This is a genomic window from Nostoc parmelioides FACHB-3921 (assembly GCF_014696625.1).
In the GTDB taxonomy this organism is placed as follows: Bacteria; Cyanobacteriota; Cyanobacteriia; order Cyanobacteriales; family Nostocaceae; genus Trichormus; species Trichormus parmelioides.
The window spans coordinates 1-25,645 of the sequence record NZ_JACJQL010000079.1; the positions used below are offsets into that span (position 1 = coordinate 1).

35 protein-coding genes and 1 pseudogene are annotated in these 25,645 nt (G+C 43.0%); 9 read left to right on the top strand and 27 right to left on the bottom strand.

Features of this window, described 5'->3' with window-relative positions:
* Positions 1 to 43: 43 nt before the first annotated feature.
* The 7 genes from H6G14_RS28470 to H6G14_RS28500 form a co-directional block, all read right to left on the bottom strand.
* On the bottom strand, positions 44 to 706 hold the full coding sequence (locus H6G14_RS28470) for a hypothetical protein (protein ID WP_242053934.1): 663 nt from the start codon (positions 704 to 706) through the stop codon (positions 44 to 46).
* A gap of 11 nt (positions 707 to 717) precedes the next feature.
* Positions 718 to 1,422, bottom strand: coding sequence for a hypothetical protein (locus H6G14_RS28475; RefSeq protein ID WP_190571780.1), 705 nt, complete (start codon positions 1,420 to 1,422; stop codon positions 718 to 720).
* 3 nt (positions 1,423 to 1,425) lie between these two features.
* The gene (locus H6G14_RS28480) at positions 1,426 to 1,836 is read right to left on the bottom strand and encodes a hypothetical protein (RefSeq protein WP_190571781.1); all 411 of its coding nucleotides are present in this window, start codon (positions 1,834 to 1,836) and stop codon (positions 1,426 to 1,428) included.
* Positions 1,837 to 1,992 (bottom strand): hypothetical protein, encoded by a 156-nt coding sequence (locus tag H6G14_RS28485; protein WP_190571782.1) that lies wholly within the window; start codon positions 1,990 to 1,992, stop codon positions 1,837 to 1,839.
* Positions 1,993 to 2,153: 161 nt separating this feature from the next.
* A complete protein-coding gene (locus H6G14_RS28490; protein WP_190571783.1) occupies positions 2,154 to 2,873 on the bottom strand; it encodes a hypothetical protein in 720 nt (239 codons plus the stop codon).
* Positions 2,863 to 3,207: a hypothetical protein gene (locus tag H6G14_RS28495; RefSeq protein WP_242053936.1), complete on the bottom strand. Its 345-nt coding sequence runs from the start codon at positions 3,205 to 3,207 to the stop codon at positions 2,863 to 2,865. Before H6G14_RS28495 ends, H6G14_RS28490 begins: the two co-directional genes overlap by 11 nt.
* Positions 3,208 to 3,458: 251 nt before the next feature.
* Positions 3,459 to 3,665: a hypothetical protein gene (locus H6G14_RS28500; protein ID WP_190571785.1), complete on the bottom strand. Its 207-nt coding sequence runs from the start codon at positions 3,663 to 3,665 to the stop codon at positions 3,459 to 3,461.
* A 241-nt stretch (positions 3,666 to 3,906) separates the two neighbouring features.
* Between H6G14_RS28500 and H6G14_RS28505 the strand changes: the two genes are divergently transcribed.
* Positions 3,907 to 4,671: an Rpn family recombination-promoting nuclease/putative transposase gene (locus H6G14_RS28505; protein WP_190571786.1), complete on the top strand. Its 765-nt coding sequence runs from the start codon at positions 3,907 to 3,909 to the stop codon at positions 4,669 to 4,671.
* 129 nt (positions 4,672 to 4,800) lie between these two features.
* Here H6G14_RS28505 and H6G14_RS28510 read toward each other — a convergent pair whose 3' ends face one another.
* The 19 genes from H6G14_RS28510 to H6G14_RS28600 form a co-directional block, all read right to left on the bottom strand.
* Positions 4,801 to 5,379: a hypothetical protein gene (locus H6G14_RS28510; protein WP_190571788.1), complete on the bottom strand. Its 579-nt coding sequence runs from the start codon at positions 5,377 to 5,379 to the stop codon at positions 4,801 to 4,803.
* Between the two features lie 197 nt (positions 5,380 to 5,576).
* Positions 5,577 to 5,738, bottom strand: a complete 162-nt coding sequence (locus H6G14_RS28515; RefSeq protein ID WP_317986604.1) for a ribbon-helix-helix domain-containing protein — start codon at positions 5,736 to 5,738, stop codon at positions 5,577 to 5,579.
* 60 nt (positions 5,739 to 5,798) lie between these two features.
* A complete protein-coding gene (locus H6G14_RS28520) occupies positions 5,799 to 6,713 on the bottom strand; it encodes a hypothetical protein (protein WP_190571792.1) in 915 nt (304 codons plus the stop codon).
* Positions 6,714 to 7,023: 310 nt separating this feature from the next.
* Entirely contained in the window at positions 7,024 to 7,569 is a 546-nt protein-coding gene (locus H6G14_RS28525; protein ID WP_190571795.1) for a WGR domain-containing protein, read from the bottom strand.
* 75 nt (positions 7,570 to 7,644) lie between these two features.
* Entirely contained in the window at positions 7,645 to 7,887 is a 243-nt protein-coding gene (locus H6G14_RS28530; RefSeq protein ID WP_190571796.1) for a hypothetical protein, read from the bottom strand.
* A gap of 122 nt (positions 7,888 to 8,009) precedes the next feature.
* Positions 8,010 to 9,635 carry an AAA family ATPase gene (locus tag H6G14_RS28535; protein WP_190571798.1) on the bottom strand — a complete coding sequence of 542 codons (1,626 nt, stop codon included), beginning with the start codon at positions 9,633 to 9,635 and terminating at the stop codon, positions 8,010 to 8,012.
* Positions 9,632 to 9,889 (bottom strand): hypothetical protein, encoded by a 258-nt coding sequence (locus H6G14_RS28540; RefSeq protein ID WP_010999605.1) that lies wholly within the window; start codon positions 9,887 to 9,889, stop codon positions 9,632 to 9,634. Before H6G14_RS28540 ends, H6G14_RS28535 begins: the two co-directional genes overlap by 4 nt.
* A gap of 35 nt (positions 9,890 to 9,924) precedes the next feature.
* Positions 9,925 to 10,134: a DUF2997 domain-containing protein gene (locus H6G14_RS28545; RefSeq protein WP_190571799.1), complete on the bottom strand. Its 210-nt coding sequence runs from the start codon at positions 10,132 to 10,134 to the stop codon at positions 9,925 to 9,927.
* A 3-nt stretch (positions 10,135 to 10,137) separates the two neighbouring features.
* The gene (locus H6G14_RS28550; protein WP_190571800.1) at positions 10,138 to 10,587 is read right to left on the bottom strand and encodes a DUF1257 domain-containing protein; all 450 of its coding nucleotides are present in this window, start codon (positions 10,585 to 10,587) and stop codon (positions 10,138 to 10,140) included.
* A gap of 64 nt (positions 10,588 to 10,651) precedes the next feature.
* A complete protein-coding gene (locus tag H6G14_RS28555) occupies positions 10,652 to 11,713 on the bottom strand; it encodes a hypothetical protein (protein WP_190571801.1) in 1,062 nt (353 codons plus the stop codon).
* 92 nt (positions 11,714 to 11,805) lie between these two features.
* Entirely contained in the window at positions 11,806 to 11,994 is a 189-nt protein-coding gene (locus tag H6G14_RS28560) for a hypothetical protein (RefSeq protein ID WP_190571802.1), read from the bottom strand.
* A 4-nt stretch (positions 11,995 to 11,998) separates the two neighbouring features.
* Positions 11,999 to 12,262, bottom strand: a complete 264-nt coding sequence (locus tag H6G14_RS28565; protein ID WP_096637329.1) for a hypothetical protein — start codon at positions 12,260 to 12,262, stop codon at positions 11,999 to 12,001.
* On the bottom strand, positions 12,253 to 12,456 hold the full coding sequence (locus tag H6G14_RS28570) for a hypothetical protein (RefSeq protein WP_190571803.1): 204 nt from the start codon (positions 12,454 to 12,456) through the stop codon (positions 12,253 to 12,255). The genes H6G14_RS28565 and H6G14_RS28570 overlap by 10 nt, the downstream gene beginning before the upstream one ends.
* A 295-nt stretch (positions 12,457 to 12,751) precedes the next feature.
* Positions 12,752 to 14,044 carry an RNA-guided endonuclease IscB gene (gene iscB, locus H6G14_RS28575; RefSeq protein ID WP_190571804.1) on the bottom strand — a complete coding sequence of 431 codons (1,293 nt, stop codon included), beginning with the start codon at positions 14,042 to 14,044 and terminating at the stop codon, positions 12,752 to 12,754.
* A gap of 198 nt (positions 14,045 to 14,242) precedes the next feature.
* Positions 14,243 to 14,578, bottom strand: coding sequence for a hypothetical protein (locus H6G14_RS28580; RefSeq protein WP_190571805.1), 336 nt, complete (start codon positions 14,576 to 14,578; stop codon positions 14,243 to 14,245).
* Positions 14,579 to 14,903: 325 nt separating this feature from the next.
* Positions 14,904 to 15,803 carry an RpnC/YadD family protein gene (locus H6G14_RS28585; RefSeq protein WP_190571807.1) on the bottom strand — a complete coding sequence of 300 codons (900 nt, stop codon included), beginning with the start codon at positions 15,801 to 15,803 and terminating at the stop codon, positions 14,904 to 14,906.
* A 508-nt stretch (positions 15,804 to 16,311) separates the two neighbouring features.
* Positions 16,312 to 16,584 carry a hypothetical protein gene (locus tag H6G14_RS28590; protein ID WP_190571809.1) on the bottom strand — a complete coding sequence of 91 codons (273 nt, stop codon included), beginning with the start codon at positions 16,582 to 16,584 and terminating at the stop codon, positions 16,312 to 16,314.
* A gap of 193 nt (positions 16,585 to 16,777) precedes the next feature.
* A complete protein-coding gene (locus H6G14_RS28595; RefSeq protein WP_338421227.1) occupies positions 16,778 to 17,356 on the bottom strand; it encodes a hypothetical protein in 579 nt (192 codons plus the stop codon).
* A 191-nt stretch (positions 17,357 to 17,547) separates the two neighbouring features.
* Positions 17,548 to 17,700, bottom strand: a complete 153-nt coding sequence (locus H6G14_RS28600) for a hypothetical protein (protein WP_190571811.1) — start codon at positions 17,698 to 17,700, stop codon at positions 17,548 to 17,550.
* A gap of 191 nt (positions 17,701 to 17,891) precedes the next feature.
* On the opposite strand from H6G14_RS28600, the gene H6G14_RS28605 reads away from it, so the two are divergent.
* From H6G14_RS28605 to H6G14_RS33795, 8 genes and pseudogenes are all read left to right on the top strand, one after another.
* Positions 17,892 to 18,125 carry a helix-turn-helix domain-containing protein gene (locus tag H6G14_RS28605; RefSeq protein ID WP_190571814.1) on the top strand — a complete coding sequence of 78 codons (234 nt, stop codon included), beginning with the start codon at positions 17,892 to 17,894 and terminating at the stop codon, positions 18,123 to 18,125.
* A gap of 87 nt (positions 18,126 to 18,212) precedes the next feature.
* A complete protein-coding gene (locus H6G14_RS28610) occupies positions 18,213 to 18,989 on the top strand; it encodes a hypothetical protein (protein WP_190571817.1) in 777 nt (258 codons plus the stop codon).
* A 31-nt stretch (positions 18,990 to 19,020) separates the two neighbouring features.
* Positions 19,021 to 19,302, top strand: a complete 282-nt coding sequence (locus tag H6G14_RS28615; protein ID WP_190571819.1) for a hypothetical protein — start codon at positions 19,021 to 19,023, stop codon at positions 19,300 to 19,302.
* Between the two features lie 380 nt (positions 19,303 to 19,682).
* A complete protein-coding gene (locus H6G14_RS28620) occupies positions 19,683 to 19,934 on the top strand; it encodes a MerR family transcriptional regulator (RefSeq protein ID WP_190571821.1) in 252 nt (83 codons plus the stop codon).
* The gene (locus H6G14_RS28625) at positions 19,931 to 20,389 is read left to right on the top strand and encodes a DUF1392 domain-containing protein (protein WP_190571823.1); all 459 of its coding nucleotides are present in this window, start codon (positions 19,931 to 19,933) and stop codon (positions 20,387 to 20,389) included. The genes H6G14_RS28620 and H6G14_RS28625 overlap by 4 nt, the downstream gene beginning before the upstream one ends.
* Before the next feature lie 41 nt (positions 20,390 to 20,430).
* The gene (locus H6G14_RS33790) at positions 20,431 to 21,153 is read left to right on the top strand and encodes a KilA-N domain-containing protein (RefSeq protein WP_242053943.1); all 723 of its coding nucleotides are present in this window, start codon (positions 20,431 to 20,433) and stop codon (positions 21,151 to 21,153) included.
* A gap of 299 nt (positions 21,154 to 21,452) precedes the next feature.
* Positions 21,453 to 24,818 (top strand): plasmid replication protein, CyRepA1 family, encoded by a 3,366-nt coding sequence (locus H6G14_RS28635; RefSeq protein ID WP_190571825.1) that lies wholly within the window; start codon positions 21,453 to 21,455, stop codon positions 24,816 to 24,818.
* A gap of 80 nt (positions 24,819 to 24,898) precedes the next feature.
* A pseudogene (locus tag H6G14_RS33795) lies at positions 24,899 to 25,092 on the top strand (IS630 family transposase); the annotation flags it as partial.
* A 2-nt stretch (positions 25,093 to 25,094) separates the two neighbouring features.
* Here H6G14_RS33795 and H6G14_RS28640 read toward each other — a convergent pair.
* Complete coding sequence (locus tag H6G14_RS28640) at positions 25,095 to 25,403, bottom strand: hypothetical protein (protein WP_190571827.1); 309 nt, start codon at positions 25,401 to 25,403, stop codon at positions 25,095 to 25,097.
* Positions 25,404 to 25,645: the final 242 nt, after the last annotated feature.

Sequence of the window (25,645 nt, forward strand, 5' to 3'; positions counted from 1 at the left end):
AGCCATGAAGCAAGTCGAGTCGAGATTGCAGCGAAATCCACTTCTACCCAAATGGGATATCTTGATTCAACCAATTTAGGTGGTAAATTCTTTTTCGGAAATCACCTAAATGCCCAGACAATTGATCACGGGTTGGGAACTGCCCACGCAACTGAATGAACCAATCAAGTAACCAACGGTAAGCATAAAACCTTTTTCCCGGCTCAACGACGCTCAAGTATTCACACACCACATGAGATGATTGCTTGAGCATGGCGAACTCATATTTCTCCATTGGCTCTAAGTGGAGCATCAAGTCAGCCAGTTCATTTTTGTTAGCAAAATATTCGTCCCTAGCAACGCTGTCACCCATTGCCGAGAGGAACTCAACAAAGTTACCGCGAATAAAGGGGATAGGAGCGAATTGGTGAGTGTCGTTGATGTCTTGCACTATTGACCAGAGATACCCAATTCCAGCCACTACCGCACCGATAGGAGCAAGCGGGGAAGTGGCATAGCAAACAGCACCAGTGGCCGCCGTCGCCAAAGTGATGAACTTGGCAAGGTTCATGCCATTACGTTCATCTCTAGCACGGATGAGTAGTTGGTCTTGACGCTCCTGTAACCAAGAAGCGATGTTGCCAGCTTCCAAATACTCAATACTGGGATAATCGCCACGTAACAGTGCCGTTTCTTTTGTGCCTAGCATTGGTATTGTTTGCTGCATCTTCGCCCCTCTTACTTAGTAATTTTCCAAATGTTGTAGCCAATCTCGCCAGCCATCATTGAGGCACAGTTATACGCAAAACAACCTAAGATTGTGCCTGGATCAGTGTAACGGAAGGGCCAACGACCTACGAATGTGGTGGTGATGTCCAGTACCCAGAAAAATAGTGCGATCGCTCCCCCTGCATTACGTTCTTTCATGCCAGCACGTTTGTAATCACCCCATAAAGCCACAGTCAGGTCGATATTTCCGGTGGGTTTGCTACCTATAGCATATTGCTTGGATTCCTCAAACTCGGATCTCGCTTGGATGGGGTCTTTACCCCGCAGAGTTCGAGCTTCCATAACTTGTACCAATGCAGAGATACCAAAACTGATCCAAAACAATAGATTAAATGGTAGTTGCAGCCAACCACCCCAACCAATCCATTCGGTTTCAAACCAGGGAAAAATCGGTTTTCCTTGGAATAAAACTTGCCAAACACTATCAGTAGAAAGCAGTGTCCCAATCCAAAAACCAATTGCACCGACTAATTTATACCCCGGTGTGCCTGGGGTGACAAATTGAGCAACGATGTGTGAGACAAACACAACTGGTAGTGAAATTAGCTCAACAATCCATCGGGCTAAAAGCTCTAAATACTCACCTAACCCCCGTTGAGGTTTATTTTGCTCTTTTGGTTGTGGGTTAGGAGTAGTTGGTGTGGGATTGCTCATAAATTAATTCCCTGCATCAGAATATAGTGGTGAATCATTACAAGCCCCTTTAAATCGATATTTCCATTTCCATTGACGTTCTTCAATTCGCCCAATACACCTTCCTGTAGAGTCGTAAACAAAAACTAGTTCATCCTCTAAATAACCTGTAGTATTGGGTCTGGGATTACGCTTAGAAATATCTAAATAATTTTGCATCCGCAATTTTTTAAAACTAGGGCTAACTCCTAACTCGTTAATTTTTTGGGATGTTGCTGCCCTTTCTTCGGCTTTAATCCGCTCTAGTTCTTCGGATTGTTGAATAGTTGTGGCCGTGTTGTAAGTGTTGAATTGCGCTGGCAGTTTAGATAACCAAGGACTGGCTATTAAACCCATTCCAAATAATCCTACTAGTGCCTGTTTTTGGTATTTCATCTAAGCTGGTTCATACTGCTCCAAAATCTTGCCAAAGTTGTCAATTGTATTAGCAACTGGCGTTTGTTCGACTACAACTTGTTCAACTACAACTACTGGTTCTGGTTCTAGTTGTGGAGTTTGAAAACCGATTGCATCCAAAATTTGTCTTTCCATTTGTACTCACTTTTGTACTTATCGGAGAGTTTGGGTTTGCTCATCAAAAATTATTTGTGTTGGCATTGAAGCTTGCAGTACACGAATCCCTACAGATAGCCCAACACAACTGATGAAGAAAACTATTGAGATAGCCCATTTGTACTTCTCCCAAACCTTATTTACGCCGAGGCTTTGGCTTGGTGTGGTTGTCGTTTGAATAACTGCTTGGTCAACAAGTGTAAATCCTGTATTGTTTTGGGTTGCACTGACTTTTTTGCTTCGACTGGTAAACCTACCTCCTCAAAAAACTTCAACGGGTCAAACTCAGGTGTAGAAGTTTCGGTCAAAGTTTGAACTTCATTCTTAAGCTGTTGGGCAGTTTTTAACCCGTACTCAGAGATGATTTTCTCTTTAGTTTGAGGATCTTTAATGATTTGGTAGATCAGCGAAATTTCTTCGACACCTGCTTGTGTACGCTCTTGCAACAGTTGGACATCTAGTCCCTGTGAAATGTCATCAAACAACTGTGATTTGAAGTTGTGAACGGCAAACGCTTGAGCAACCGTTGTCCCCGCCGCAATCTCTAAGAATGCGCGAAACGTTTCTCCTGATATACCCTGAGCCTTCAATTGCTCAACTGTTTTATTAATGGCTTGAGTTTCTAAATTTGTCAGGCTTCCTCCTGCTCCCAATAGTTTGGCTTGGTCTATCACTGTCTCGGCTAGGTTAAATAACCTCTCCAAGCGATCGCTCACCTCTACATCAAACTCTTCTCCATTTGGATCAATGCTTGCGTCTGTTTTGGCTAACTCTTGTAACCCAGCTAAGATTTTGTCGGGTGAGTAATTGGCGCTTAACAGTTCAAATAATTCTTGACGGGTGAATTTGCTATCCGACATTTTGCGTTTCTCCTAATGCGTTTGATGTGAATACTAATTGTTCTTGTTCAAACTTTGTGCGTGTGTATTCGGACTTATTCGCTTCAACAATTGCTTCAACAAGAGCCTTTTTATCAATACCTTGAGCAATATCTCCAAACAATTCGCCAATCTTTCCTACTACCCACACCTGATAGGGTGTGATTGGTGGTGAGCGTAAGTTCTTTTCTTGAGCAAAAGTATTCATCCTCACAAGTATTAACCTATACTCTGGGATGACTTGAGCTACCCCTGTCCAACGTTCTAATGTACGGGGGCAAATACCCAAAATCTTGATTGCTTTCGCCTTTGACATGGGTAAAACCAATGGATTTACCCCTGACTGGCTCGGTTTTTGATTAAAAAGTAATTCTCTCCATCCTGATTCCATTCACCTATGTCAAATCCGTGTCAATAGTCTCAAAAAGACAGTCAATATGCGTGTCACCTAAGTGTCAATATTGATGTCAATGAGTTGTGTCTATTGACTGTCCCTTGACATCACTCCTTTATAATAAAAAACTCGCACAACGCGAGTCCACGGTTTTTTATACGAGTTTTTATCCGTCAATTTGCCGAGGTAAAAATAAAAGGTGGCGGAGTTACTCCATGAAGTAAAAACCATTGGTCTAAAAACCAACAATATCCATATACCATTTCTGAAATATCCGAACCGCTACAATATCTTTCTACAGTTCTCTGATCTCGGCACAGAAATAGTGCCAGCATTGGATAACTTAAATTCCACTTTTCTTTGAGTTCTCTTGGTGTCATACTTTTAATTGCCCTCCATAGGCTCTTTCTTTGGTGGGTAAAGTCCTCCGGTGTCTCACCACCGGGGGCATTAGGTGGAAAAATATTACTGTCGTTTGGTTATTTTCCATCATATTCTATTATTTATATGTCATTCTTTTAGGAGAAAAAAGGCAACCTAAATATAGGTTTTCTCTACTAAAATTCCAAATATAATTAATTTTAAAGTTGCTCAATCACTATAAAATTATCCACTATTTTTATGTTTGATAACATCTGTAAATTTATTGCTGAAACAAATTCCCCTGATTTTGCTACTTGGTTATTAGGCGAACCTATTACCTTAACTAAACTAAGCCCAACAGAATTATCTTTAGAACCGATTCGTGCTGATGCCTTAATCATGCTCCAATCAGACGATGTGGTGTTACACATAGAATTTCAGACTAATCCTGATGAAGATATGCCATTTCGTATGGCAGACTACCACTTGCGTGTTTATCGACGCTTTCCTAATAAGCGAATGCGGCAGTTTGTTATTTATCTAGATAAAACTAAATCTGATAAAGTTTATCAAACAGCTTTCACTACACAAAGTATGCGTCATGAGTTTTCAGTTATCAGGCTTTGGGAGCAACCACCAGAAATTTTTCTAAATAACACAGGGTTGCTACCGTTTGCTGTGTTAAGTGCGGCTGAAAATAAGGCTGGTACATTACAACAAGTGGCAGAAACTATTGATAAAATCTCTCCACGACGAACACAAAGTAATATTGCTGCTGCTGCCGCTATCTTAGCTGGGCTAGTATTAGAACAAGATGTAATTGCACGTTTGTTTAGGAGCGATATTATGCGTGAGTCAGTAGTTTATCAATCCATCAAAGAAGAGGGTGGCGACGAAAAAGCCCGTCAAATCGCTCTCAATTTATTAGCTGAAGGTATTACCGTTGATGTCATAGCTCGGTCTACTGGTTTATCAGTGGAGGAAATACAACAATTACAACAGCAACATAGCAATCAGCAATAAATTATCAGCATATTAGTAGTATGACTGAATAGAATTTTTCCTCAGCCCGTAATATTTAAGGTCTAGAAAAAATAAAGCACATAGCTCAATTGAGTTAAGGTTACTTGTACATCAATTACCGTGGGTATACTAAACTTTCCTGCTTCCTTTGGATGCCTCATAATCAGGGCAACTATTGAACTCCACCCCAGACGGATGAATCGCACAAACCAGCATCTCTCCCCCGTAGCTTGCGCCGTGAAAATTCCGACAGCCCCGGCAAGGCTTGGGAATCTCTTCCAGGCGCTGTTGCAGAATACGGTCAGCCTCTTCCGAGGCAAGGATATCAAACAGACCGTTCAGTCCCCAGAGTTTTAACCTCCCGCCAGTTAACATCAGCGACATCCCAATTGCCCAGCTTTTCATGCCACCCTCAGTAATCGCCCCCCTTGCACCGACCACCACACCGAACATCAGCATTGCAGCGCCAGATGTGGCAATGGCAATATACTTGAGCTTATTCACTCGTCCACCCCTCCTAAAATCCCTCCAACCAAAGCAGTCCCCAAAAATCCAGACACCCCAACCAGCATCATCCCCATGCAGATATTCTTCCGCGCTTGCCAATGCTGACTGCTGCTCGTCGTCGGGTTGGCGTTCTCCGCTATTATCTCGAAACCCCAACAACCCAAAGCCCCTACTCCCGAAAAGCAAATGCTCAGTAGGCAAGCGACCGTCACTCTTAACAACAGACTTTGGAGCAAGTCGCTCTTTCTGCGGCGTTGTATGGGCCGCAGGATGATTTTGTGATTGTCGTATTGCACTTGGTATTCGTGGGTGATTCGTTTTTGTTGCATATACACTCCTGAAGAAAAAAAGACAGCGTGAACTGTCCATTATGTGAAGCGATTCCCATTTGCACAACTTCAAGCGCTTGCTCGTAATTCCAATGTGCGAATGAGTTCCCGAATTACATCTGTCGCGGGTCTACCAGTCATTTGACAATAGGTTTCTAACATCTCTACTTCAGTTGAAGCTAAATTGATGGTGATGCGCTTTGCTGCCCATTTTTTATTGACCATAACAATTCCTTTTGATGTTTAAGAAAAAAAGACAACCTGCTAGGTTGTCTATAAAAATGTAAATTCTTACCGTGAAGCCACAGGCGCTCTTTGCCCGACAAAATAATTCATCCAAGCCCTGATAGCGGTGACTTCATCAGTACCAGAAGCGATACCTTCGGCACACTTCGTGAACGCACCCAACACCTGCTGCTGATAACTACTCTCAGCATGGTAAGGATCAGCTTTGTCTGCAACCCAAGCTAGACACATAGTTTTCACCAGTTCATCCACCTTAGACTGTGGCAATTGGCTTGGTGCTTTTGCATCTTGAAACTGCAAATACTCTTTGATGAGGTCAACTGGATAATCTAATAGGGTGCGGATTTGTCTGACTCTCGCATCTTGTGGATGTGCTGGTGGTGGAGTCTTTGACTTAAATGCTGGAGCTTTTGATTGAGGTTTAGTTGTGCTTCGTTGTTCTATAGTAGGAAGTATATCTTCGTCATCAATTTCATATTTAGTAGCGAAAGCCAAACTTGATTGGATATCTTGAATCATGCCTGCAAAATCAGCATTAGCATCCCAATCTCTACGAATCTTAGTCTTAGACTGAGCATCATAAAGACTACAAAAAACAACAGTTTCATTACCAGGATTAACCACAATCGTTAAAGGTTTTGAAAAATCTTCTACTACGGATGCAGCGAGTAAGAATGATTTAGCAAAATTGGTATTGATGCCACTTCTGATCACATAAAGTTCGTCTGCCGAAATCACAATATCTAGCTTAAGGTTGTCTTGACCTTTATAATCTTTCTCTGTGAGCCTGAGTTCACAAATATATCCAGTTAATGCTCTCTGGTGGACAGGGATTTTTTCTTTGCTATTGATAATGTACTTGTACCAGACATACTGTTCACCGCCCATTTCTTCATTTTTGATATACAGATAAATGGGATGGGGTGGATTACCTAATCCTAACTTCACTTCAGTTACCATAAGATTGTCTCCAACTTGATTTCTCGTTTTCCTTCAGCGTAGCTGTTTATTATTTGTAGTTAGAAAGCAAATCATGAAAACTATACTAATATTATAATATTTGCTTCATTATTCTTTCCTGAGTATTTAAAAGCAATTGTTGAACAACTCACATCAAATTACTAATTATTTTTCTACTTTTCGGTGTCTAGTTAATTTCTAGAAGTCATGCACACAAAAAGGTAATATTTATGCCACAATGATTTTGTAGTTGAATCGATTTCCCAAAGTGATTACTGATTTAGTATCACTTTGGGTTTAACGGTAGCCTTTAGAAATGCCGCCAGAGATTCTTATGTATACCTCTCAGGCTGACAACCTTCTCTTGTGATTCTGGCACTTGTTTAGCCTGACTCACAGCTACAGGAGTTGCAGGAATTAAAGAATTGAGCAACTGCCGTTGATGATCTACATTTACCACACTTGTGAAAATCCTATAAGGGTCTAGCTGCATTCCTAACGGGGTAGGAATGATTTTTAGATATTGATTCAATAGGTTAATGTAATCAGCATTGAAATTTCTATTAGTTACGTAAGAGCGTAAACCATTTAATAGTTGCATTGCTCTCCTTATATCCACAACACCACATGATTCTATCTGGGGCTGACTCTCTTGGTAGCCTTTAGCCTTCTTTTCAAAAACTAGATTATTATATTTATTTGCAGCTTGCGCTTGACTTGTGAATTGATGAACTTTCATTTGGGCTTTGTACCCCACTCGACCCCATTGGACAGTGAGATGATTTTGTTCAACTTTAGCTGTCCAAAACTTATTGCTGTTACTGGCAGCATCAACAAAAACTAAATATATTTCCACAAGATTAATCCTCTAATCATCACTTTTGCTTTTGCCTAGCAATTGCTTCTCCTAAATTCAGCAACAGTTAATAAATTATTCAGTTTTCGTATCTAACCAATCTTCCCGATGTATCTGAATTTCTCGCTTCTTTTTGAAGTTTTGGTGCGAGATCGTCATTCCCACAAAATACCCTTCAAACTGCTTTATCGCTGTGATTTCCCCTTTGAGCCAAGCTCGTTCACCTATGTCCCAGAACTTAATAGTTTTCCCGACAGTGTAAACAGCGTCTTTTGTTTCCAGAGAATTGACTTTAGTAAATTCAGGCATTTCTGGCATTTTCCTATTCCTGAATTTTTGTATTGAAACAAGAAATAATTGCTTCTAAGTTATAGGCGATGTTCAGAATTTTGTAATCAGAGCGATTGCTATCTTATTAAAAATAGCAATTGCTCTCGTTATTAATTCATATTTCGATATCGTGCAGTTTTAATCGACTGAGTGGGTTTTGTATCCGCGATCGCCGTTGATGCCGCCCTTGCCGTTTTCGCCCAAGCTTGCATCCGTTCTACAGCCGCCGCATCTTGGACAGCAAGTGGTGTAATTGTTTGACGACATTCTTCCAAGTCTCCTAGAGTCACCTGTTGGGGTCGCTCTTGCTCAAATGCCAACAATGCGGCTTCAGAGGCTAGGGTTTCGAGTTCAGCGCCGGAGAATTTTGCAGTATTGGCGGCGATCGCTTCCAGGTATTCCTCCTCAACGCTGATACCAAATCGCTCCAGGTGAATCTTGAGGATTTGCGCTCTCTCTGGTTCTGAGGGTAAATCTACAAAGAAGGTTTCATCGAAACGACCCTTGCGTTTGAGTTCCGTTGGGAGTGCAGTCACGTCATTGCAAGTTGCGACAACAAACACCCCCGAAGTACATTCGCTCATGAAAGTGAGGACAGTACCGAGTATTCTTTGGGAAACACCGCTTGTATCACCCTGCCCGGATAAGGCTTTTTCCAACTCGTCTAACCACAAAACGCAGGGTGCGATCGCTTCGGCTGTCTTGAGTGCGCGGCGGACATTGCCCTCAGACTCCCCTACCAAAGAGCCAAGCATCGAAGCAATATCAAGCTTGAGTAGTGGTAAATTGAGGATATTGGCAATATTCTTTGCACAATGACTTTTTCCCGTTCCGGGTGGGCCAGCCAGCAGTATGCCTTTAGGTTGTGGCAGTTGCAGGTTTCTGGCTTCTTGCGTGAACAGTTTGCGCCGCCGATTCAACCACTCACGCAATAAATCAAGTCCGCCGAACGAGTAGAGTGCAGGTTTACCTAGCTCAATACCCATTTGAGAGAGTAGCCGAGTTTTATACTCAACTACCATCGGTGTGATCGTAGCATCAATAGTAATACCATTGCTACTCAAACGCTCTTTGACAGTCAAGCGCAAGAAATCACTAATTTCCTCCAGAGTTAATCCCAAAGCTGCCCTTGCTAAAGTTTCACGAGCTTCAGTATTTAACAGGACACGAAATGGTACATCTTGTTCAGTGGCAGATTCAGACAAATAGTTGAGGTAGGAATATATATGCTCTTGCACTTGTTCTACGGTTGGCAATGGCACTTCACCATAGGGAATCAGCCGAATTAGCGACTCGTGCAGTTCGATATTTTGACCTAAGAAGATAATGCGTTTTTCCGTGGGTTTGAGTCGGTGATAGAGGTTCTTCACCTGTGTGAGGATTTCCCAACTCAGTTGAGGCGAGTTCTTGCCCACAAATGGATGCACATCACCGAGGATAAATACACCTGTACCATCAAAATTGTTAATGTACTCGAAAATGTACAACAACGGGTCAGCGTGGGGTGGTTTTTTGTACTCTGGTACTGGTTTAAATACCAACCCACCATCAGAGGCAATCTCACACTGTTCCAATCCCGATACTCCCAGATTCCAGAAGAATACCGCAGATTTCAATTTCTCGTGTGCATTGGCTGTTAACCACTGGATGATTGTGGCTTCTTCTGGCGAGAGAACTTCTAATGCCACAATAGGTATTTGTGAATCTAGAGTGGCAAAGATATTATTTAGGTTCATTGGTGTAATTCCTTATACGGTAGTGGTGCAAGTTCAGAGTGAGTCTTAACTATTTGAACTCTCACTTCAAAAACTTCGGCATCGCCGTCAAATACTTCAGCTACACCGTTACAGTCTCGGTGTGCAATTGCCGTAACTATGGCGTTCAGAAGCACACATAAGCCTTCGGTATTACCTTTGATGATCACCGGCTGATGTGCTTTTTGCTGTGTATAAACGTGGATAAATGGGTATTCTTTTGGTAATTCGTTCATGATGTTGAGGGGATTTTCACCCCTCTTTTTCTTAACTACTGGCGCAAGCGAGTCTGATGATTATTGTTAGTCCGTAGTTGCTGAGATTGCGCTTCGGGCTTAAACTCTCGTTCGCCCTCAACAACCCCCAAAGCTTCCTCAAAGGGCTGCGTCGCTTCTAAACACGACAACCCCTCGAAACCTTCGGCTTCTACTCGTACTTCACCAGTTTTGTTATCGAAATGTATCAGTATAGAACGTTCCATTGATTATCTCCTGGCGTATTGTTTAACTTCCTGATGTCCGGCAAATGTTAGGCGTAGGGTTTGCACTTGACCTTTGGTTTCTTCGCTAATCGTGCATTCGCCAAACTTTTCGCGTAATTCTCCAGTTTTGGCTAAAACCATCCGCCGCCCGTAAGTCTGCATTAACTTGTGGCTGAAGAAATCTTCACCAAGCCGAGGAGAAGTTTCGTACTCGTCATGGATGACATCATACACACCACTGGTTTGATTCCACCGAAAACCAATGTCTGCACGGGCTTTAATTGTGTGACCACTGACTATGATCTCTGCTCTTTGCCCTTGAGAATCCCCGTAGTACCCCCTGAGTGGCTGTGCTGTTTCGTGGACTTGGGGTTTGAGTTTTAGATCCTCTAGAGCTTGAACTAAGCACTTACTGTTGGTTAATTTGGTTTTGACTGTTGAAAAATGTGACATAGTTTTAAGAGAAAAATACTAGCATTACTGCAATGCCCCGAAATTCTCAGGGCATCGCTTTTTTCTAACGGAACTTGAACGACTTCACAGTGGCTTTCGCCAAACCAACATCGCCGCTTGCCAACTGTTGTAGATTGCGTTGCTCATCCAACAATTTGGAGTAGATTGCATCCACTTTCGTCTGGAGTTGAGATCGCCCTTCTGACCCCAAGTTCTTCGATTCAATCGCTGGGTCATTCACAATCGAATCCAGATGTTCCATCATTTGAGCAAGACTACCGCCAGCTTCGGGACTAGCATTCGCCAGCAGCACACGCACTTTCTGAAGATGTTTCTCCATTTTGCGTTTGAACTGTACTGGCTTGCGTCCTGGCTCCCAATCGGCTAACTCTTCTAGCAACTGTGCGGCTAGTTGTTCACCTCCAGCGATCGCTGATTCCCTCAACCTTTGCTCTAGGTTTTGGTCATACTGCTGGATGAACTGGGTTATCTGTTGAAGGCACTTGGCTTGCTCGGAGTTGAGTTGTTCAGACAACGCCGGGATAATTACCGGACGACCAATGATAACTTGCAGATATTCTTCCAAATCTGACAGTAGTGGGAAAGCTTTGATGAGATTCGCCTTAACTTCATCACGCTTTTCTACTGGTAAATCCCAGACGTTGAGCGAGATGAATTTATCAATCCGTGCGGTGTAATCAGCTAATCCCTCCTCATAACTGTCAGCAAGCCCAGCCCGTAAAGAAGGTGCGATCGCATCCCTAATATTGAGCAACTGACTCCACACCAGAGGCGCTAGGTCTATCGGACAAATCCAATCACCGTTGTCATTGCTCATCCACTCTTGCACTGAGGCGATTTCTGAGCGTAATTGTGATGCAGCTTCATCTAACGCTTTAAATACTTTGATGCCCTTCAACCCAACTTCAGAGGATTTAACTTTTAGTAAATCTGATTCTTCTTCGTTATCCGCTTGTAAAACATCAGTCCACTTCGGCGCGTTACTTTTAGTGGTTTTCTTGAGTTGAATTTTGAAACGAATCCGAGTTTTATTTAATTTGGCAAAGTTGTAATGTTCAACTACTGCATCTGTTAGAAATGTTTCGTTAACTATTGCTTGTACCATTGTTCATTACCTCATTTTTTTCACTTAGCTTGAGCGCAGCTTTCACAGTATTTCGGTCATCAAACTACGTTTTGTACAACATCAATTCGTAACTACACCACAACCCAACAAGTTGACTCTTTGCGAACCATTACCGATTGCTTATTGATTGTGACTGTTCCAATCTGAGAACTATTTTTGAGTTGTTGAATATCTCTAATCGTCCGGTAGATTATTTTTTGAGCGTTATTCTTTTGCAGCCGAACAGGATGCTTGATAGTGCGGGGTTTGTATTTGCTCATACTATTAAAACAACTTCAATTGTGTTGTATTCTCATCGATAACTGTGGCTTTCAATACCATCCCCACAACTTCCTCACACCGATTAATCAAAGTTTTATGATTAATCACCAAATTAGTTTTCTTACGCTGTCCTGGCATGGGTTTAAAGTGATATTGGGGATGGTTAATTGTCCCTGTTTTGTAGAGATACTTGTACAATGTGCCTTGAATCTGGTAAACCTTTGAACACGATAATAATGTACTGTCGTAAACTCGATTTAATTGCATATTTCTACCTCTTTTAATTCCAGGTAGTAGCCAACTTCAGTCTTCTTTACTTTTACCAATTCCTGATTCAACAACTTCTGCACTATATCTTTGCTAAAGCTGATTTGACTGAGCCTTACTTTTCCACCAGAAAGCCGCAGAAATTGCAGACATACAGCCGTTGAATCCTGCCTAATGTGCTTTGTTTTCGCCATATATTTTGGTAGTTTAATTCTTGAAAGAAAACAGGAGAGTTTTTCGCTCTCCTGTTGGATAATGAGGTTTGAGTCTCATTTGGTTTTGGCGTAGCCGTTTTAGTTAGCCAATAATTTTAAGCGCTAATTTTCTTCCTTCTCGGCTCAGATAACCTAGATGTGCCGTTAATAGAATTACTTGGTTTCCTTGGTGGTTGAATTTCTCCAACTAAATACAGCAATGGGTCGCCCGTTATACCTGTAATGGTTCACGGGTGAGAAATTGCTGCTAACTAACAAATTGAGCAATAGCGAATCATTGCTTTGAAAAAGCATATTCGTAGCCATCAGCCTTATGAATGGTTCTTAGATATTTAGGATGAACATCAAATCGCCTGTCAGGTAGCAGCAACATGAAACTAGGTCGAAACCGAATAGCAATTCGTCCTATATAACTACCTGCATATTTTCCAGAAGGAATGTCTGCTTTTACTATGTCCCCAGTGGTAAACTCCATAAAGAATTTAGCTTTTGGGGCATGAGCTTTTGGAAATCCGTATTTATCAGTGCGGCATCGTTGACGAGTGCCATGCCCTTTAGCTTTAATTATCAACGGTTTCACCCCATTCAAAAGTAACTTAGCTGGAGTTGATGCGCCGACACAAGCTGCATCCGTCCAGTGCTGTTTATCAATTCCTCTGGTTTGACGGTTAAACTTTGTTCTGCCACCAGAGCCTAGTTCAACAGGCAGATCAGTTAATTGAAGTCTGCGGTGCAATTCCCATCTTGTTGTATTAACGGCTGTCGCGTCTTTGAGTGGTGCTTTAGCTTGAGCTAAAATACGCTTGAGTAATTCTGGTTTTTTAGCTAGAAATTGCTCAACTAGCTGATTTCCCTTAGCTTGGTTGCAGTCATGACAAGCAATGGTCAAATTACTAATGCGATCACTTCCACCTTTTGACTTGGGATAAATATGCTCAACCTCAAACGGCACATTGTCTACACCACAGTAGGCGCATTTTCTACCCCACTTTTGGAGTAAGTATTCGCGCACTTCAAAGCCAAATAATTCGCCCTGTTGATATTCGACACCCGTTATTTCAGGGTTTTGGAGTTGTTGCAAATCAAACCGTACTAACTCTTGAGAGATTGCTGTAATTAGACAAATTTTTCTGAGTCGCCACACCCAAGTTTCAATGTTAGTGACACGGCTTTCAAGTGATGGTGGTAGCCATCCTGCCCTGCGTCGTCTGTTAAGAAACCTGGGTTTACGGTAACGAGTTTTACGTGAGCGTCGCCCTCGGCGCAACGCTCTACGTGATTCGAGAGCGTTTTTGATTTGTTGTCCTCTGTGGTGTATTTCAAATGCGCCTACTACCCGTCCTGTATATTCCTGAACGATAGAAATACCTGTTATTTTACTGCCAGGGTCAATTTTTAAACGATGGGGATGAGTTGTGGAGTTTTCCTCTACTCTATCCTGCATCACAATGGTAAACGGGTAGCGGCGGTAAACTTTAGCCCTCCTTTTTTTGATTAATTCTCTTGCTCGTGCTGGGTGGCAAGGGTCAAGTGGTTGTAAATTTTTGTCTAGTACGAAAACTCGCATTACTTTGAACTCTCAACAAATGTTGGTAAAGTTAGCCTCGACAATGTTACTCAGCTTTGTCATGTACAACTCACTTCCTTAACTCGTTACAGATGTTTAAAGTTGTACGAAAGAGCTACAAACTGGCACGTATTCGTAGGTTTCATGCACTGAATAACGTAGGTTTTAAAAACCTGAGTCTGGTCAAGTTAGAGCTTTTTACAAGCTCCCGTCATACCTTAACGGGTTGACGGTGAGTTCTTGACACGGTGTGCGAATTTCTAAATCAGTGTTTAACTCTTTTTGCAGTAGTGCTAATTGCCTCAAATGTGAATCAACTTCGGCTAAAATTCGCGCTTCTCGTTCTTGGTGCGATAACAATTTAATTTCCGATTCTGCTAGTTTTACTGTTCGCTTAGAATCCTCATTGAATACCGTGTATTGCCACCCTCTCATCACATAGTTTATACCTATGATTCTTCCCTGCTGCACACGCTGTCCAATGGTGTATAAGGGTTCGGTAAATGAACTGGATATTTTAGTTGTCGCTTGCATGATTTTCTCCTGATTATCGGTTGAATTGATTAACTTAAAAGTCCCAAACAATCCGCTAAAGCTTGGATAGCATCGCCCAATGTTGCATCTTGTCCTTGAGTGCAGAGATATTGATAAGTTGTGGGATAAGCTTGTTAAAAATCAGTCAAAAGCCCAGATATTTCTACTAATTTTGAACTGGCTTCTTGTTGTGAAATACTATCTGCGGCTAATGCTTCAGTTAATGTTTGCTGCTGGCGTTTTTGGGTCATAGTGTCACCATACAAAAAGCGGTCTGTTCTAGACAAACCGCTTGCAGTTCTTATGTGGTTGAGGAATGTTTTTGTTAATGTGCAAATCTCGCTAACAATTCTTCACGAGATAAATTAGTTAATTGCAGTATGAGGCTGGCAAATTCTTCTGGAGATAAAGGTAGTAAACTATCAATAACTCTAGACAGTTCTTCGTCTACTGAACCGAATCTAACTTTGAGCAAATTTTCTACGACTTGGCGACGTTCTTGTTGTACTCCCTCCTGTACAGCTTGCGCTCTAGCTTCCTGATACGCTTGGGTTAAGTTCATAATTAGCTCCCGTTCATCTTCAGTTAATTCTGGTTGTGCCATTACACTAATACGCCATCTATAAATTATCTCTAGTACATTGCGGCGTACAAGATCCTCTGCTGGTAGTGCCACCAGTTCTTCTACTGCTAGCCTTTGAACCTTCCCTCTACCTAATAATCTAAACCATAGCGTTTCGGGTGTCACTGGCAACTGATTAATCGCCACTATTGCCGCTCTCAAACCATCAGGCAGAAAGTATACTCCACTTATCCAGTTGTCTAAATCTAGTGTAGCCTTAAAAGTTTTGAGTACACCCTTTGAAACGCTTGGTGCAAGAATCCAAAGATGCGGTAAATCTTGCTCACGTATTCTTCTCTTCTCTCGCTTGGCTTCGCGTTCCACATCGGCTATCAGTATAAATACTTTTGCTATACAGTTACGTATCTGTGACCTGCTTGGCTGATTGCGAAACGGTTCTAGCAATGCAGTGTTCTGTGTGGCTACTTTACCCAGCAATCCTAACGTTTGGGCTTGTGTAACAGATGTTGGTGTTGGGGAAAATAACACATCTACAAATCTTGCTTCATCTGTAACCTCATTACCAACGGATACTTCTCCTAATGGCGAAAGTAATTCTTGTAGAAACTGTTTGGCAAATCTATCGTGCGGTTTTGTTGTCATAGCTTTAGTGTTAACCGGGAAGTATTATACTCGTCCATTTGCTCGATTACCTGTTGCTCCTTGGCGATGGCGTAACGCAAGAGTGTAGCTGATCGCCTCCTGTTATCTAGCATCTTGATAAATTCCTCTTGCACATTTGCGGCTGGCTCTGTTGGAAGCAGTAGGCTCTTGTCTTCTCACTTTTCCCAATGAACAATTCCTAAGTTTGCTCCTGCAAATGAGTCAGTTCGTGTAGAGTGAAGCTGTGTCATATGGATATTAAATACTTTGCATGTAATCACTAAGCGATCGCTTGTTTCTACTTCAGGCGATCGCTTTTTATTCTTGGGTATTGATGCAATAACTCTGCCTGTGCTTGTTTACATATTCTTCTGCACAGCGAAAGCCATGATAATATGCTTCTAAGCTGATATAAGATGCTTATCAAGATTTGTTGCTGGTGCGATTGCTTGTTATAGAACTCAAGCGGTCGCACATTTTTATTTCAATGCGATCTCCTCTCCCAAACTCACGCCGCCAGTTCCTCACCCGCTCCAAACATCATCTTCCTTTGCTCTGGCGTAAGCTGACCTATCGGCACATCCAGTAAATCAACCGATTCACACGAGACTGGCGGTTGTTCTGCTAAGGTCTGCACATAATAGCATTGACCATTCCCGTAGACGAACTCGACCAGCTTTGTTTGCTGGTGATAAATCCCGTCTTTTAGTAGTTCTAGCCCCAAACTTTCACACCCCTGCGCTATCTGCGCCATGATTTCATTTCCTGTCGCATCGGGCATAATTGAACTCTTTTTAAGCTTAAATTGCCGTGATGATTGTCTTTTAACTGTTGTGTATCACCAGCCCGTGAATGTAGTATGCTGTTGACAAACGGCTATTAAATTGTAGTTACGTTATTCATGATGGTGCGATCGCTTGTTAGAGAACCCAAGCGATCAGCTACGCTGGGCGGTTACGCCATCGCACTTTTATTTACACCATTGTTAACTGTCTAACACCTAACTTTGCCAGCGCATCAGAAGCACTACGGGCGTATCGATCAGGTTCCGTCGCTCTGCGGCTGTATGTCCACATCTGGCTGAACCTGTGGAACCCAACAAAGCCTACCAAGTCACGACCCCGATAAACTTTTGTGGAGAACATCAAATAGTCTATCTCGCCGTGCTGTAAGCCGTATTCTGTACAGGCTTGTTTTAACTCGGCTTCTAATCTTTGGTTCTGCCTGTGGAGGTTCTCTTGCGCTTCTAGAGAAGTCTTCTCTTCGGCTACTCTTTGCGCGAACCAATTGCGATCAAATGCTAATCGTCCGCCGTCTTGGAGTTGCACCCAGACCGTAATTCCGCAGTCAATCCAGAGGGTTTTGATTTCGTCTGCATGGCGTTGGATGATGGTTGCGATGATTCGTTTGTCCTGCTCGGTCAGTGGACTTTGGACTTGCTTGTTTAATGCGGTATAAGTCATAATGAAAACCTGATATTGATTAAAAGGCGATCGCTGAGTTTTCCAGACCGTAGCGATCGCCTTTGTTTTTCTACGTTGTGGGGCAGCCACAACGCATCACTTTCACTTCGGCGTAGCCGTTTCTTAATTAGTCACAAGCAGTAGTAATAGTTGAGAAGGCGACCACAAATTGCAATCGCCTATGTTTCGGACTCACGTTGTGAGGGAGCCACAACCCCACTTATCTAGTTTTGGCGTAGCCACTTCTTTTCTTGATGTCCCGTGTCAGTGACCGGGGCTTGCTACAGCAGCATATATGCTTGATCTGACGACAGTCGGCAAATAAGCTTCAAGCGACCATCGTACTGCTGTGGCAATTTTTTATTCATGCAAATCCATTTCCCGGCTGTGTACCCCTCACCTTCTCTGGTTGCGCCAGTGCCTCGGTTACTCATCAAGCGGTCACTCTGGATTCACTGTCAAGGTTCTGTGCTTTGCACCCCTTTATTTACTAAGAGGTTGGTGCTTGTTTCCTCTCTACTTATAATTTAACCTCTGAGGTTATACTTGTCAAGTTAGACTTAAGAGGTTATTATAAAAACGTGTGAAATATATCCCAACAAAAGATACTTAAGGAGTAGGACTTGTGGGATTAACCTTGATGCGTGTGACCTTTAGTAAGGAGTACCCTGGTTTAGGAGAAAAAATTAAAAATCTTAGAAAAGCTTCGTCCAAAACTATAACTGAGTTAGCCGCAGAAGCGGGAATTAGTGCTAATCATTGGAGCCGAATTGAACGTGAACAAGTTCAAGATTTGCCCATAGAAACACTAAGAGGCATAGAAAAAGCACTAAAAACAGAATTAGGCGTTGAAATATAAGTATTTTCCCTAAATCATGAATTATTAAAAGCGATCGCCTCCGACCAAGAAGAACGATCGCCGTAACTAACCCATGTAGGTATAGCCATGTCTAGCTTACCATTTGAAAAACTGCTTCAAGACAACCCACAATTATTAACCTCAGAGGGCTTATCTGCACTGCTTGGCGATTGTATTCACCTCAAATACACCCAGCACCACAGATTTACCTATCCGTCGCTACTTCAAGACAAAAACGTTTACCTTGGACTTGCCCAACTAAGTAATCCTGACCCGCAGACCGAACAAATCATCCGTCGCTTCAAGACAAATCCCGCAGCTTGGGATACAAACGGCTGCTTAACAGAACAAGAAGCCTTTGATTTCTTATTCCTTTACCGCAGAATCAACGACAACATCCACCAACTACAAAAGAACTTGGGCATATCTGGAGTTTGCCTCCGACACATCGCCATACGCGATCGCCTGTTCTCTTACCCAACCGCCGACGATCAGATGCTACTGCTTGAGAGCGATCGCACAACACTTCAAAATGCTGTTCCAGGGATTATCAAGTATTTTCTTGAACTGGTGCAAATGCCACCAGCTTATAACTTGTTCTTGGTTGACCAGGACGAGCAAAAAATTTCTGCTAACCCCGCCGCAGTGCAAGAAGCAGCAGCCAGGGCATTACGCGCTGAGATTTACTGCGAAAGCCACGAGTGGATACAAACGGGCGCAAACTACTGGGAAAGCAAACACGCTAGTAAAGTTGATCCTGACGAAATGCACCTGTGTTTGCATCTCGACTGGGAAGAAGACGAGTTCATCTTTTTCGACGCACATCACTCAGACCCTGCGCGATGGCCTTGGGGTAATGATTGAATTAATTTTTGGAAAAACAGGAGTCTAAACAATGAAAGTCTTAGTGTATATAGACTTTAATTCAGGTGATTTCAACCGTCATCAACAAGAGTTTAAACCAATAGAAAAACCAATGAGTGATGAATGTAAGGAGTATGAAATATATTCAGAAACCGATAATAAAAGACTTTGGTTTGTTGCAGATTATCAGATATTCCCTCAAATTGGTTGGTATTTGTCAACTCCATTTGGTGTACTAAAACAGGTCAAGGTAATCACTTTATGCGCTCCACAGGAAACTGCTAATATCTGTGCGCTTATCAGTGCTTCTTAGGTTTATTTGCTTTTGAGAAGCTGCGATGGCTTTTATCCATCGAGTAACTATCACGCTACTGTCAAATCTCGCTCATCACTCAATAAGCCAATTAAGTTGGCGGCATTCTTGCAATGCCGTGACAGTTCTATTTGTCTAGTTGTTAATTCTTCCCTTTGTGCATCCCATCAATCTTTACTATGAAAATCCTCATTACTGTAGTCGCAACTATTACTAAAAAAGCTCACATTGATATCCCCGATTGACAATTTTAGCAAGCCATCAGACAGGAAATAGTAGACAGACACAACTCTGGTCAAATAACCCCCAACTTCAAAATTACACAAGTAAATTTTCAATCACTCAGCGCACAGATTATTCCAGAAAAAGAGTAAAAACGTATGACTAAACAGTTAACTGACCCACATTACAAGTGCTATCAAATAGCAAACATTTTGCATCTGAATTTATCCACTGTCAGATTATGGATAAATCGGGGTTGGCTCAAAGTAAACAAGTGTTCCCCAAAGCATTACGAAATCGGGATAGGCCATCTCAGAAACTTCTTGAATAATCCCCCACAACAAATCAAAAAACGGATTGATGCGCTTGATACAGAGGCTATTGATTATCTCTTGGGGAAGAAAGTATGACAGAGCAAATCACAGAACTACAAAGATGTTGGTATCTCTCTCCACCTTGGCGTGGGGAAATGCCACCTGTTGAAATTCAATTGTTTGAGAAAGTTTATCTCAAGAGTCTCAAAACCTTCGGCTATTGCTACGGTATTCAGTGGCATCAGGATTGTTGGCATTACATTATCGAAATTACCGATGATGCCGTACACGCCACCAAGCATCAAATTATCGGCACTGGTCGGTTTAAACCTACCAACTTACAAAAACCAGCTTTTACGCTTGGCGATCGCGTGATCCTCACGTCCTGCTGTAACGCCCCAAAGCAGAGGCTAGTCTTGGGGGTTGCGCTAGTTCGGGGTGAGTTGGTTTATTTAATCGAAACTATATCTCCAACTCTTCCACAAATAGACATGATGCCCCGCAGATTTTCATTGGTGAAGGAAGCAGACTTAGTGCGGGTGATGGTTTGAACAGTTAACTCAAGTTTTGAAAAATAGTTGAGAGAACAATTATGTTGACGCACTTTTGGCATGACTCGGAAATCAACCAGATGCCCCATGACGGGGAAATAGGCAAGTACACCATCCCCAAGGCTTATGTAAATGCCAGTCAGATGTGCAAAGCCAATGGAAAATTTTTAGCTGACTATCTCAAGTTGAAGTCTACAAAGCAGTATTTACAAGCACTCTCTAACGATATGAACATCATCATATCGTTGTTGGTGATAGAAATTCAGGGCTATGGCAGCGAACAAAGCACCTGGGTTCATCCCGAAATCGCCATTGATATCGCGCGTTGGGTATCAGTTGATTTCCGCATCTGGGCTAACCGGACTCTTATGAGAGTATTTTTAGGACAAGAAATTGTACCCCAGCAATCTCTTACCCAAATCCAGCTACTTGCTGCTATTGCCCAACAAATGGCCCAACAAGAGCAACGGCTGTTAGAGCAAGAACAACGTCAGCACGAAATATTGTACCGACTCAAAGCTGTAGAAGTCGAGCAAGACCGCTATGCTACACCCTCTGGACACAAATACAGTATTGTTGGTTTCGCCAATTTGCAAGGACTAGAGATATCAGTTAAAGAAGCGGGTGCTAAAGGAAAAAAGGCCAGTGCATTGTGCCGCAAGAAAGGCATTGAAATAGAACGCATTCGTGACCCCAGGTTTGGCAGAGTCGGACTGTACCCCGAAAGCATTTTGATTGAGGTTTTTTCTACGGAGCAAAACTGAAGTGCCATGTGGTAGTTTTTTCCACTACTACTACATTGCCAACGCTGTGAAAAAAGCAACCGCAGCTTTGCGCGTTGGCGTAAGCCTTGTCGTAGACATCGCTTCAAATACCCTTAAAAATCCATTGAACACTTGTCAACAGGATAACACCGTTTTTACAAAACTTCAGCAATCTCACCCTGTAACTTTTGCAAAACTCGTTTAGTTCTTTTGTACTAGTATAACCTTTCCATCATAAACACTCTCTAGCGGTATGGGGTCATACCGCTAACTCTCTCATGCGTCTATAGGAGGGGAATATGAATCTCGAACCTCATCACTTACAAGAATGGCTCAACAGTGGCGTTGATGAAGAATTGATTCGGCTGAATGTGCGATCGCTCATAGGAGACGAAATATACGAATACTTGTTGTATGCTTTACCCCAAACTGCCAGAAGAAACGACGGACGGCTACGAGAAGGGTACTTACGGCTATACGCCCACATCACTAATGCTTGGTGGGTCAGTGGACTCGACCCGCTCAACGACTGGCTGCCGATGTACTGGGGACGGTTGAAGCCTGATTGTCTGCGCCTAGAATGGGACGGGGAAAGGTTAAAGGGGAAAGGGGAAAGGAATAATACCGCACCTTTTCCCCAATCCACTCCCAAGCCCATCAAATACGAATCGCCACCCAAAACTCCCAACCGCCTCGGCTATTTCCGTGTGACCCTAAACATTTGGCAGTTAATATCTCTACGCTACGACGTACCAATGCCAGAAAATATCGTTATTACTCAAGAAGGTGAAGCGTTAGGATTCTGGGCTTGGGTGATGGCACACCCCGACCTTCCCATTATTCTTACTGAGGGTGAGAAAAAGGCAGCTTGTTTGTTATCACTGGGGTATGCAGCGATCGCTCTCCCCGGCATCTGGAATGGTCGCGTCGGCAAGGAAGATTTCGAGCGCTTGCACCCTGACTTAGTACCAATGGCTCAACCGGGGCGTAAGTTTATCATCCTGTTTGACTACGAAACCAAACCCAAGACACAACTGCAAGTCTTTCAAGCCACACGCCGCACCGCCCATGTTATCTTAGACGCTGGCTGTGAGTGTAGTATCGCATTATTGCCGGGGCCAGAGAAAGGTATTGATGACTGGGTGGTAGCCTTGGGTAAAAAAGCAGACAAGGCTGTATCGGCAATGATTGCTGATGCCCTCACCCTGCAAGAATATCACCAGAGGTTTTTCTTCAAAAAACCCAGAGGTTTGCATAAGTATAAGCCCAATGTCACCGTTAATACTCGTTACCTCTCCCAAGCAATCGGTTCCTTGCCTCAGTCTGGTTTGGTTGGCTTGGCTTCGGATATGGGGACTGGCAAAACCGAGCTTATGTCTATCGTCCGAAAAGATAACCCAGACCTCAGCTTTTTGAACAATGGCCATCGGGTTAGTTTGTTAAAAAATCTCAGCGATCGCCTGCTCACAGCCATGTATTCAGCGATCGCTTGCGGTAACTGGGCAACAGTCCAGGCTCTCAGCATCACCGTAGACTCTTTGTATAAGATGGTAAATGATTTACGGACTTATGACGTTATATTCATTGATGAAGCCTGCCAGTATCTCGCACATTTGCTCCAGTCGAAAACCTGCAAGGAACACCGAGGGCTTATCTTGGAGGTGTTAGAGTATTTGGTCTACAACGCCAAGCTTGTGGTTTTGGCTGATGCTCATTTGGACGATTTGACCATTGACTTCTTTAGGGCAATGCGACCAGAAGGTGAGAAACCATTCATCATCAAGAACGAGTTTCGCTCCGGCGATCGCCAAGTTTACTGGTATGAGGGTCAAGATAGTAGCGCCATCGTTGCCCGAATTCATCTTCAGCTGATGCTAGGACTGAAGCCGATTATCGTCAGCGATAGTAAACGATTTATCAAAAAGTTAGAACGCGCTTTGAATGAAGTAGCAGCGCAGATGTACAGAGGTAAAAAGGACAAGGGGCAGAGGACAGCGACAATTCCCAGCTTGGAGAATTGCGAATTACCCGAAGACAATACGCCGGAGTCGGAAGATGACCGACAGCTTAGGATTTGGACTATTCACTCAGAAAATAGTGGTAGTGAGGAAAATATCATCTTCATCAGAGAAATTAACACCGCTATTCAATCGGTTGACGCGCTGTTAACTACTCCCAGCCTTGGCACTGGCGTTGATATTTCCACGTATCATTTTGATGTGATATTTGGAGTGTTTCACGCTGTTTCCCAGTCCGCCACCGAATGCGCTCAACAGCTTTGGCGGTATCGTCCGAATGTTCCTATGCACGTTTGGGTTGCTCCTCGCCCTCCCTTTGGGTACGCCGAAACCAATCCCCGCTACATCAAAGAGAAAATTCTTCAGAAAAATGAAATGACTGCGTTTTTAATCCGCATCGATAAAGAAACGGGCAAGCGTGGTGCAGAGAAAGGCTGGGCTTTGGATACGTATTGTCAGATTGAAGCGCAAAGGAATTGGTCTATTAATAATTTACGGGCTGATTTGCGATCGCTCCTCGTGGAAATGGGCAATACCATTGTCAGCGCCGGGGATAATATGGATGAATCTGCACGGCATTTGATGAAAGCGGCGGGTAATGCCATTGACTCTGAGCATTATTGTCAGGTTGCTAATGCCAAAGATATTGATAGGAAAACTTACACTGCTAGGCAACACCAGGATTATCTTAAACCCGAAGAGGCGTTGGAATGTGAAAAATTCCGCATTCGTGATACTTATGGTATGCCTGTCACACCTGAGCTAGTTGAGAAAGATGACGGCGGACGGCTCATCAAGAAGATTGTCGCGCTTGAAGCAATCTTGGCAGCGCCGGGGGAAGTTGTGACTGATGAACAAGGGCGAGAATTTGTCACACCGCCTGATTTGGTGGTCGAACGCGATAAGACGGAGCGCGATCGCTTGTCCATTTGTACCGACTGGGGTAATCACTCTACATCCTGGCTCATGCGTCATCGGTTGGGTTTGAGGACAGTGTTGACTGATTTGATGGATGGGGTGGAGATTAAGGGCGATGAACCGACAATTGAAGCACTGGCTCATTTTTCCAAACGCAATGCTACCCACATCAAAGGTATCCTCAACCTGACTATCCCGCTTGATGAATCTTCAGTGTGGATTTTGAGTCAGTATCTTTCGCAGCTTGCTCTATCTATGCAGTCGCGGCGGCCTGTTGAGGATGGTAAACGGGTAAGGTACTATCGGCTCAATGCTGATGACGTTGCGTTTGCTCAAAGGGTGTTGGAGTATCGGCAACGGCAGCGTGACGACAGGGAAAGGAGGCGACAGGAGGATCGGGAACAGCAAGCGGCGTATGCGGCTAGGATGCAGGCTATGTATGGAGTTAATGCCCCGTCCAACCCCCCTAATAATATAATTGGGAATAATAATTGTGGGGGTGTGGACGGACAGGTTGATCCCTGTGATTGCTGGTGGAAACAAGTAAAATATTACGCTTCGTTAGCGATGGAACGAGTAGCGCATGGGGTTGATGCCGTCAAACAGTTCCTTATTACCCTCACTAGTGATGAAAGATGGGGCGTGATGATGGCAATTGATGAGGCACAGCCGCAGGTGTTTGAGCAGTTGGTGGCGGTGGCTCCCGATTGGGTGACGTGGATGAGGTGAAGGGTTGGCTTGGGCGATCAATCTCCTCTCTTCAGATTTGTGCTTTTACCCTTTTCAATAATTAAATTTTGCGACTAAGTTTTGCTCCTAACTGTCCCTCCCTAAACCCCAGAGAAGATGTTGGTCGCAAGCGAGAATTTGGGTGCGACGTTTTTGTGCTTTAATCCCAACATTTTCTCATTTTAAGTGGATGTTTGAGTGGTTCATTAAAAACACTACCTTTGATTTCCCGTTTCTCCTGATTTACGGAGCATTTGCAAAAATCAAATACTAGTCTTATAGCTCATCACGAGGAACATTAATGCTATATTTTTTTTGTTTTAAAAGCCAATTACTAGAGTTGAGATCGTATGGTGCTTTCTTACTAATAGCTCTGCCAATGCTTTCAACAGCAGCCCTTCCAGAAGAGCTATTGTTGGTTGATAACAAGTATTCTCTAATGTATGAATTAGCCTGATTTAAATATCCAAATGCTGTAGTGCCGACAATAACAAAGGCATTACTTTCAAATTCTTCTCCTGGATCGTCGCTTCGCTGATAATCAGAACTACCACCTCTTGGGCCAATAAATAGATTACCAGGCAACCATTCATAAACTTGTGCTAGATTGTCGAAAGCATCATGATAAGGAGCGCTTTGGTTGTGCCGAATTCGTCCATCTACAATTCTCTGTAAAAAGTCTATAACTTGGCTTCTATCACTTGGAGTTAGGTTTATACTTAGGACTTACGCATTGACAAAATGGCAAAAGAGTGGATTGATAAAAAGTATCATCTACTCACTAGGTATCGAACAATCAGAGAAATCAGCAAACCCTCGACAGCACA

What these genes read in the sequence shown, in the direction of transcription:
- H6G14_RS28470 (WP_242053934.1), bottom strand. Translation starts at nt 706, where the DNA reads ATGCAGCAAACAATACCAATGCTAGGCACAAAAGAAACGGCACTGTTA.
- H6G14_RS28475 (WP_190571780.1), bottom strand. Translation starts at nt 1,422, where the DNA reads ATGAGCAATCCCACACCAACTACTCCTAACCCACAACCAAAAGAGCAA.
- H6G14_RS28480 (WP_190571781.1), bottom strand. Translation starts at nt 1,836, where the DNA reads ATGAAATACCAAAAACAGGCACTAGTAGGATTATTTGGAATGGGTTTA.
- H6G14_RS28485 (WP_190571782.1), bottom strand. Translation starts at nt 1,992, where the DNA reads ATGGAAAGACAAATTTTGGATGCAATCGGTTTTCAAACTCCACAACTA.
- H6G14_RS28490 (WP_190571783.1), bottom strand. Translation starts at nt 2,873, where the DNA reads ATGTCGGATAGCAAATTCACCCGTCAAGAATTATTTGAACTGTTAAGC.
- H6G14_RS28495 (WP_242053936.1), bottom strand. Translation starts at nt 3,207, where the DNA reads ATGTCAAAGGCGAAAGCAATCAAGATTTTGGGTATTTGCCCCCGTACA.
- H6G14_RS28500 (WP_190571785.1), bottom strand. Translation starts at nt 3,665, where the DNA reads ATGACACCAAGAGAACTCAAAGAAAAGTGGAATTTAAGTTATCCAATG.
- H6G14_RS28505 (WP_190571786.1), top strand. Translation starts at nt 3,907, where the DNA reads ATGTTTGATAACATCTGTAAATTTATTGCTGAAACAAATTCCCCTGAT.
- H6G14_RS28520 (WP_190571792.1), bottom strand. Translation starts at nt 6,713, where the DNA reads ATGGTAACTGAAGTGAAGTTAGGATTAGGTAATCCACCCCATCCCATT.
- H6G14_RS28530 (WP_190571796.1), bottom strand. Translation starts at nt 7,887, where the DNA reads ATGCCAGAAATGCCTGAATTTACTAAAGTCAATTCTCTGGAAACAAAA.
- H6G14_RS28535 (WP_190571798.1), bottom strand. Translation starts at nt 9,635, where the DNA reads ATGAACCTAAATAATATCTTTGCCACTCTAGATTCACAAATACCTATT.
- H6G14_RS28540 (WP_010999605.1), bottom strand. Translation starts at nt 9,889, where the DNA reads ATGAACGAATTACCAAAAGAATACCCATTTATCCACGTTTATACACAG.
- H6G14_RS28545 (WP_190571799.1), bottom strand. Translation starts at nt 10,134, where the DNA reads ATGGAACGTTCTATACTGATACATTTCGATAACAAAACTGGTGAAGTA.
- H6G14_RS28550 (WP_190571800.1), bottom strand. Translation starts at nt 10,587, where the DNA reads ATGTCACATTTTTCAACAGTCAAAACCAAATTAACCAACAGTAAGTGC.
- H6G14_RS28555 (WP_190571801.1), bottom strand. Translation starts at nt 11,713, where the DNA reads ATGGTACAAGCAATAGTTAACGAAACATTTCTAACAGATGCAGTAGTT.
- H6G14_RS28560 (WP_190571802.1), bottom strand. Translation starts at nt 11,994, where the DNA reads ATGAGCAAATACAAACCCCGCACTATCAAGCATCCTGTTCGGCTGCAA.
- H6G14_RS28565 (WP_096637329.1), bottom strand. Translation starts at nt 12,262, where the DNA reads ATGCAATTAAATCGAGTTTACGACAGTACATTATTATCGTGTTCAAAG.
- H6G14_RS28570 (WP_190571803.1), bottom strand. Translation starts at nt 12,456, where the DNA reads ATGGCGAAAACAAAGCACATTAGGCAGGATTCAACGGCTGTATGTCTG.
- iscB (WP_190571804.1), bottom strand. Translation starts at nt 14,044, where the DNA reads ATGCGAGTTTTCGTACTAGACAAAAATTTACAACCACTTGACCCTTGC.
- H6G14_RS28580 (WP_190571805.1), bottom strand. Translation starts at nt 14,578, where the DNA reads ATGCAAGCGACAACTAAAATATCCAGTTCATTTACCGAACCCTTATAC.
- H6G14_RS28585 (WP_190571807.1), bottom strand. Translation starts at nt 15,803, where the DNA reads ATGACAACAAAACCGCACGATAGATTTGCCAAACAGTTTCTACAAGAA.
- H6G14_RS28590 (WP_190571809.1), bottom strand. Translation starts at nt 16,584, where the DNA reads ATGCCCGATGCGACAGGAAATGAAATCATGGCGCAGATAGCGCAGGGG.
- H6G14_RS28600 (WP_190571811.1), bottom strand. Translation starts at nt 17,700, where the DNA reads ATGAGTAACCGAGGCACTGGCGCAACCAGAGAAGGTGAGGGGTACACA.
- H6G14_RS28610 (WP_190571817.1), top strand. Translation starts at nt 18,213, where the DNA reads ATGTCTAGCTTACCATTTGAAAAACTGCTTCAAGACAACCCACAATTA.
- H6G14_RS28615 (WP_190571819.1), top strand. Translation starts at nt 19,021, where the DNA reads ATGAAAGTCTTAGTGTATATAGACTTTAATTCAGGTGATTTCAACCGT.
- H6G14_RS28620 (WP_190571821.1), top strand. Translation starts at nt 19,683, where the DNA reads ATGACTAAACAGTTAACTGACCCACATTACAAGTGCTATCAAATAGCA.
- H6G14_RS28625 (WP_190571823.1), top strand. Translation starts at nt 19,931, where the DNA reads ATGACAGAGCAAATCACAGAACTACAAAGATGTTGGTATCTCTCTCCA.
- H6G14_RS33790 (WP_242053943.1), top strand. Translation starts at nt 20,431, where the DNA reads ATGTTGACGCACTTTTGGCATGACTCGGAAATCAACCAGATGCCCCAT.
- H6G14_RS28635 (WP_190571825.1), top strand. Translation starts at nt 21,453, where the DNA reads ATGAATCTCGAACCTCATCACTTACAAGAATGGCTCAACAGTGGCGTT.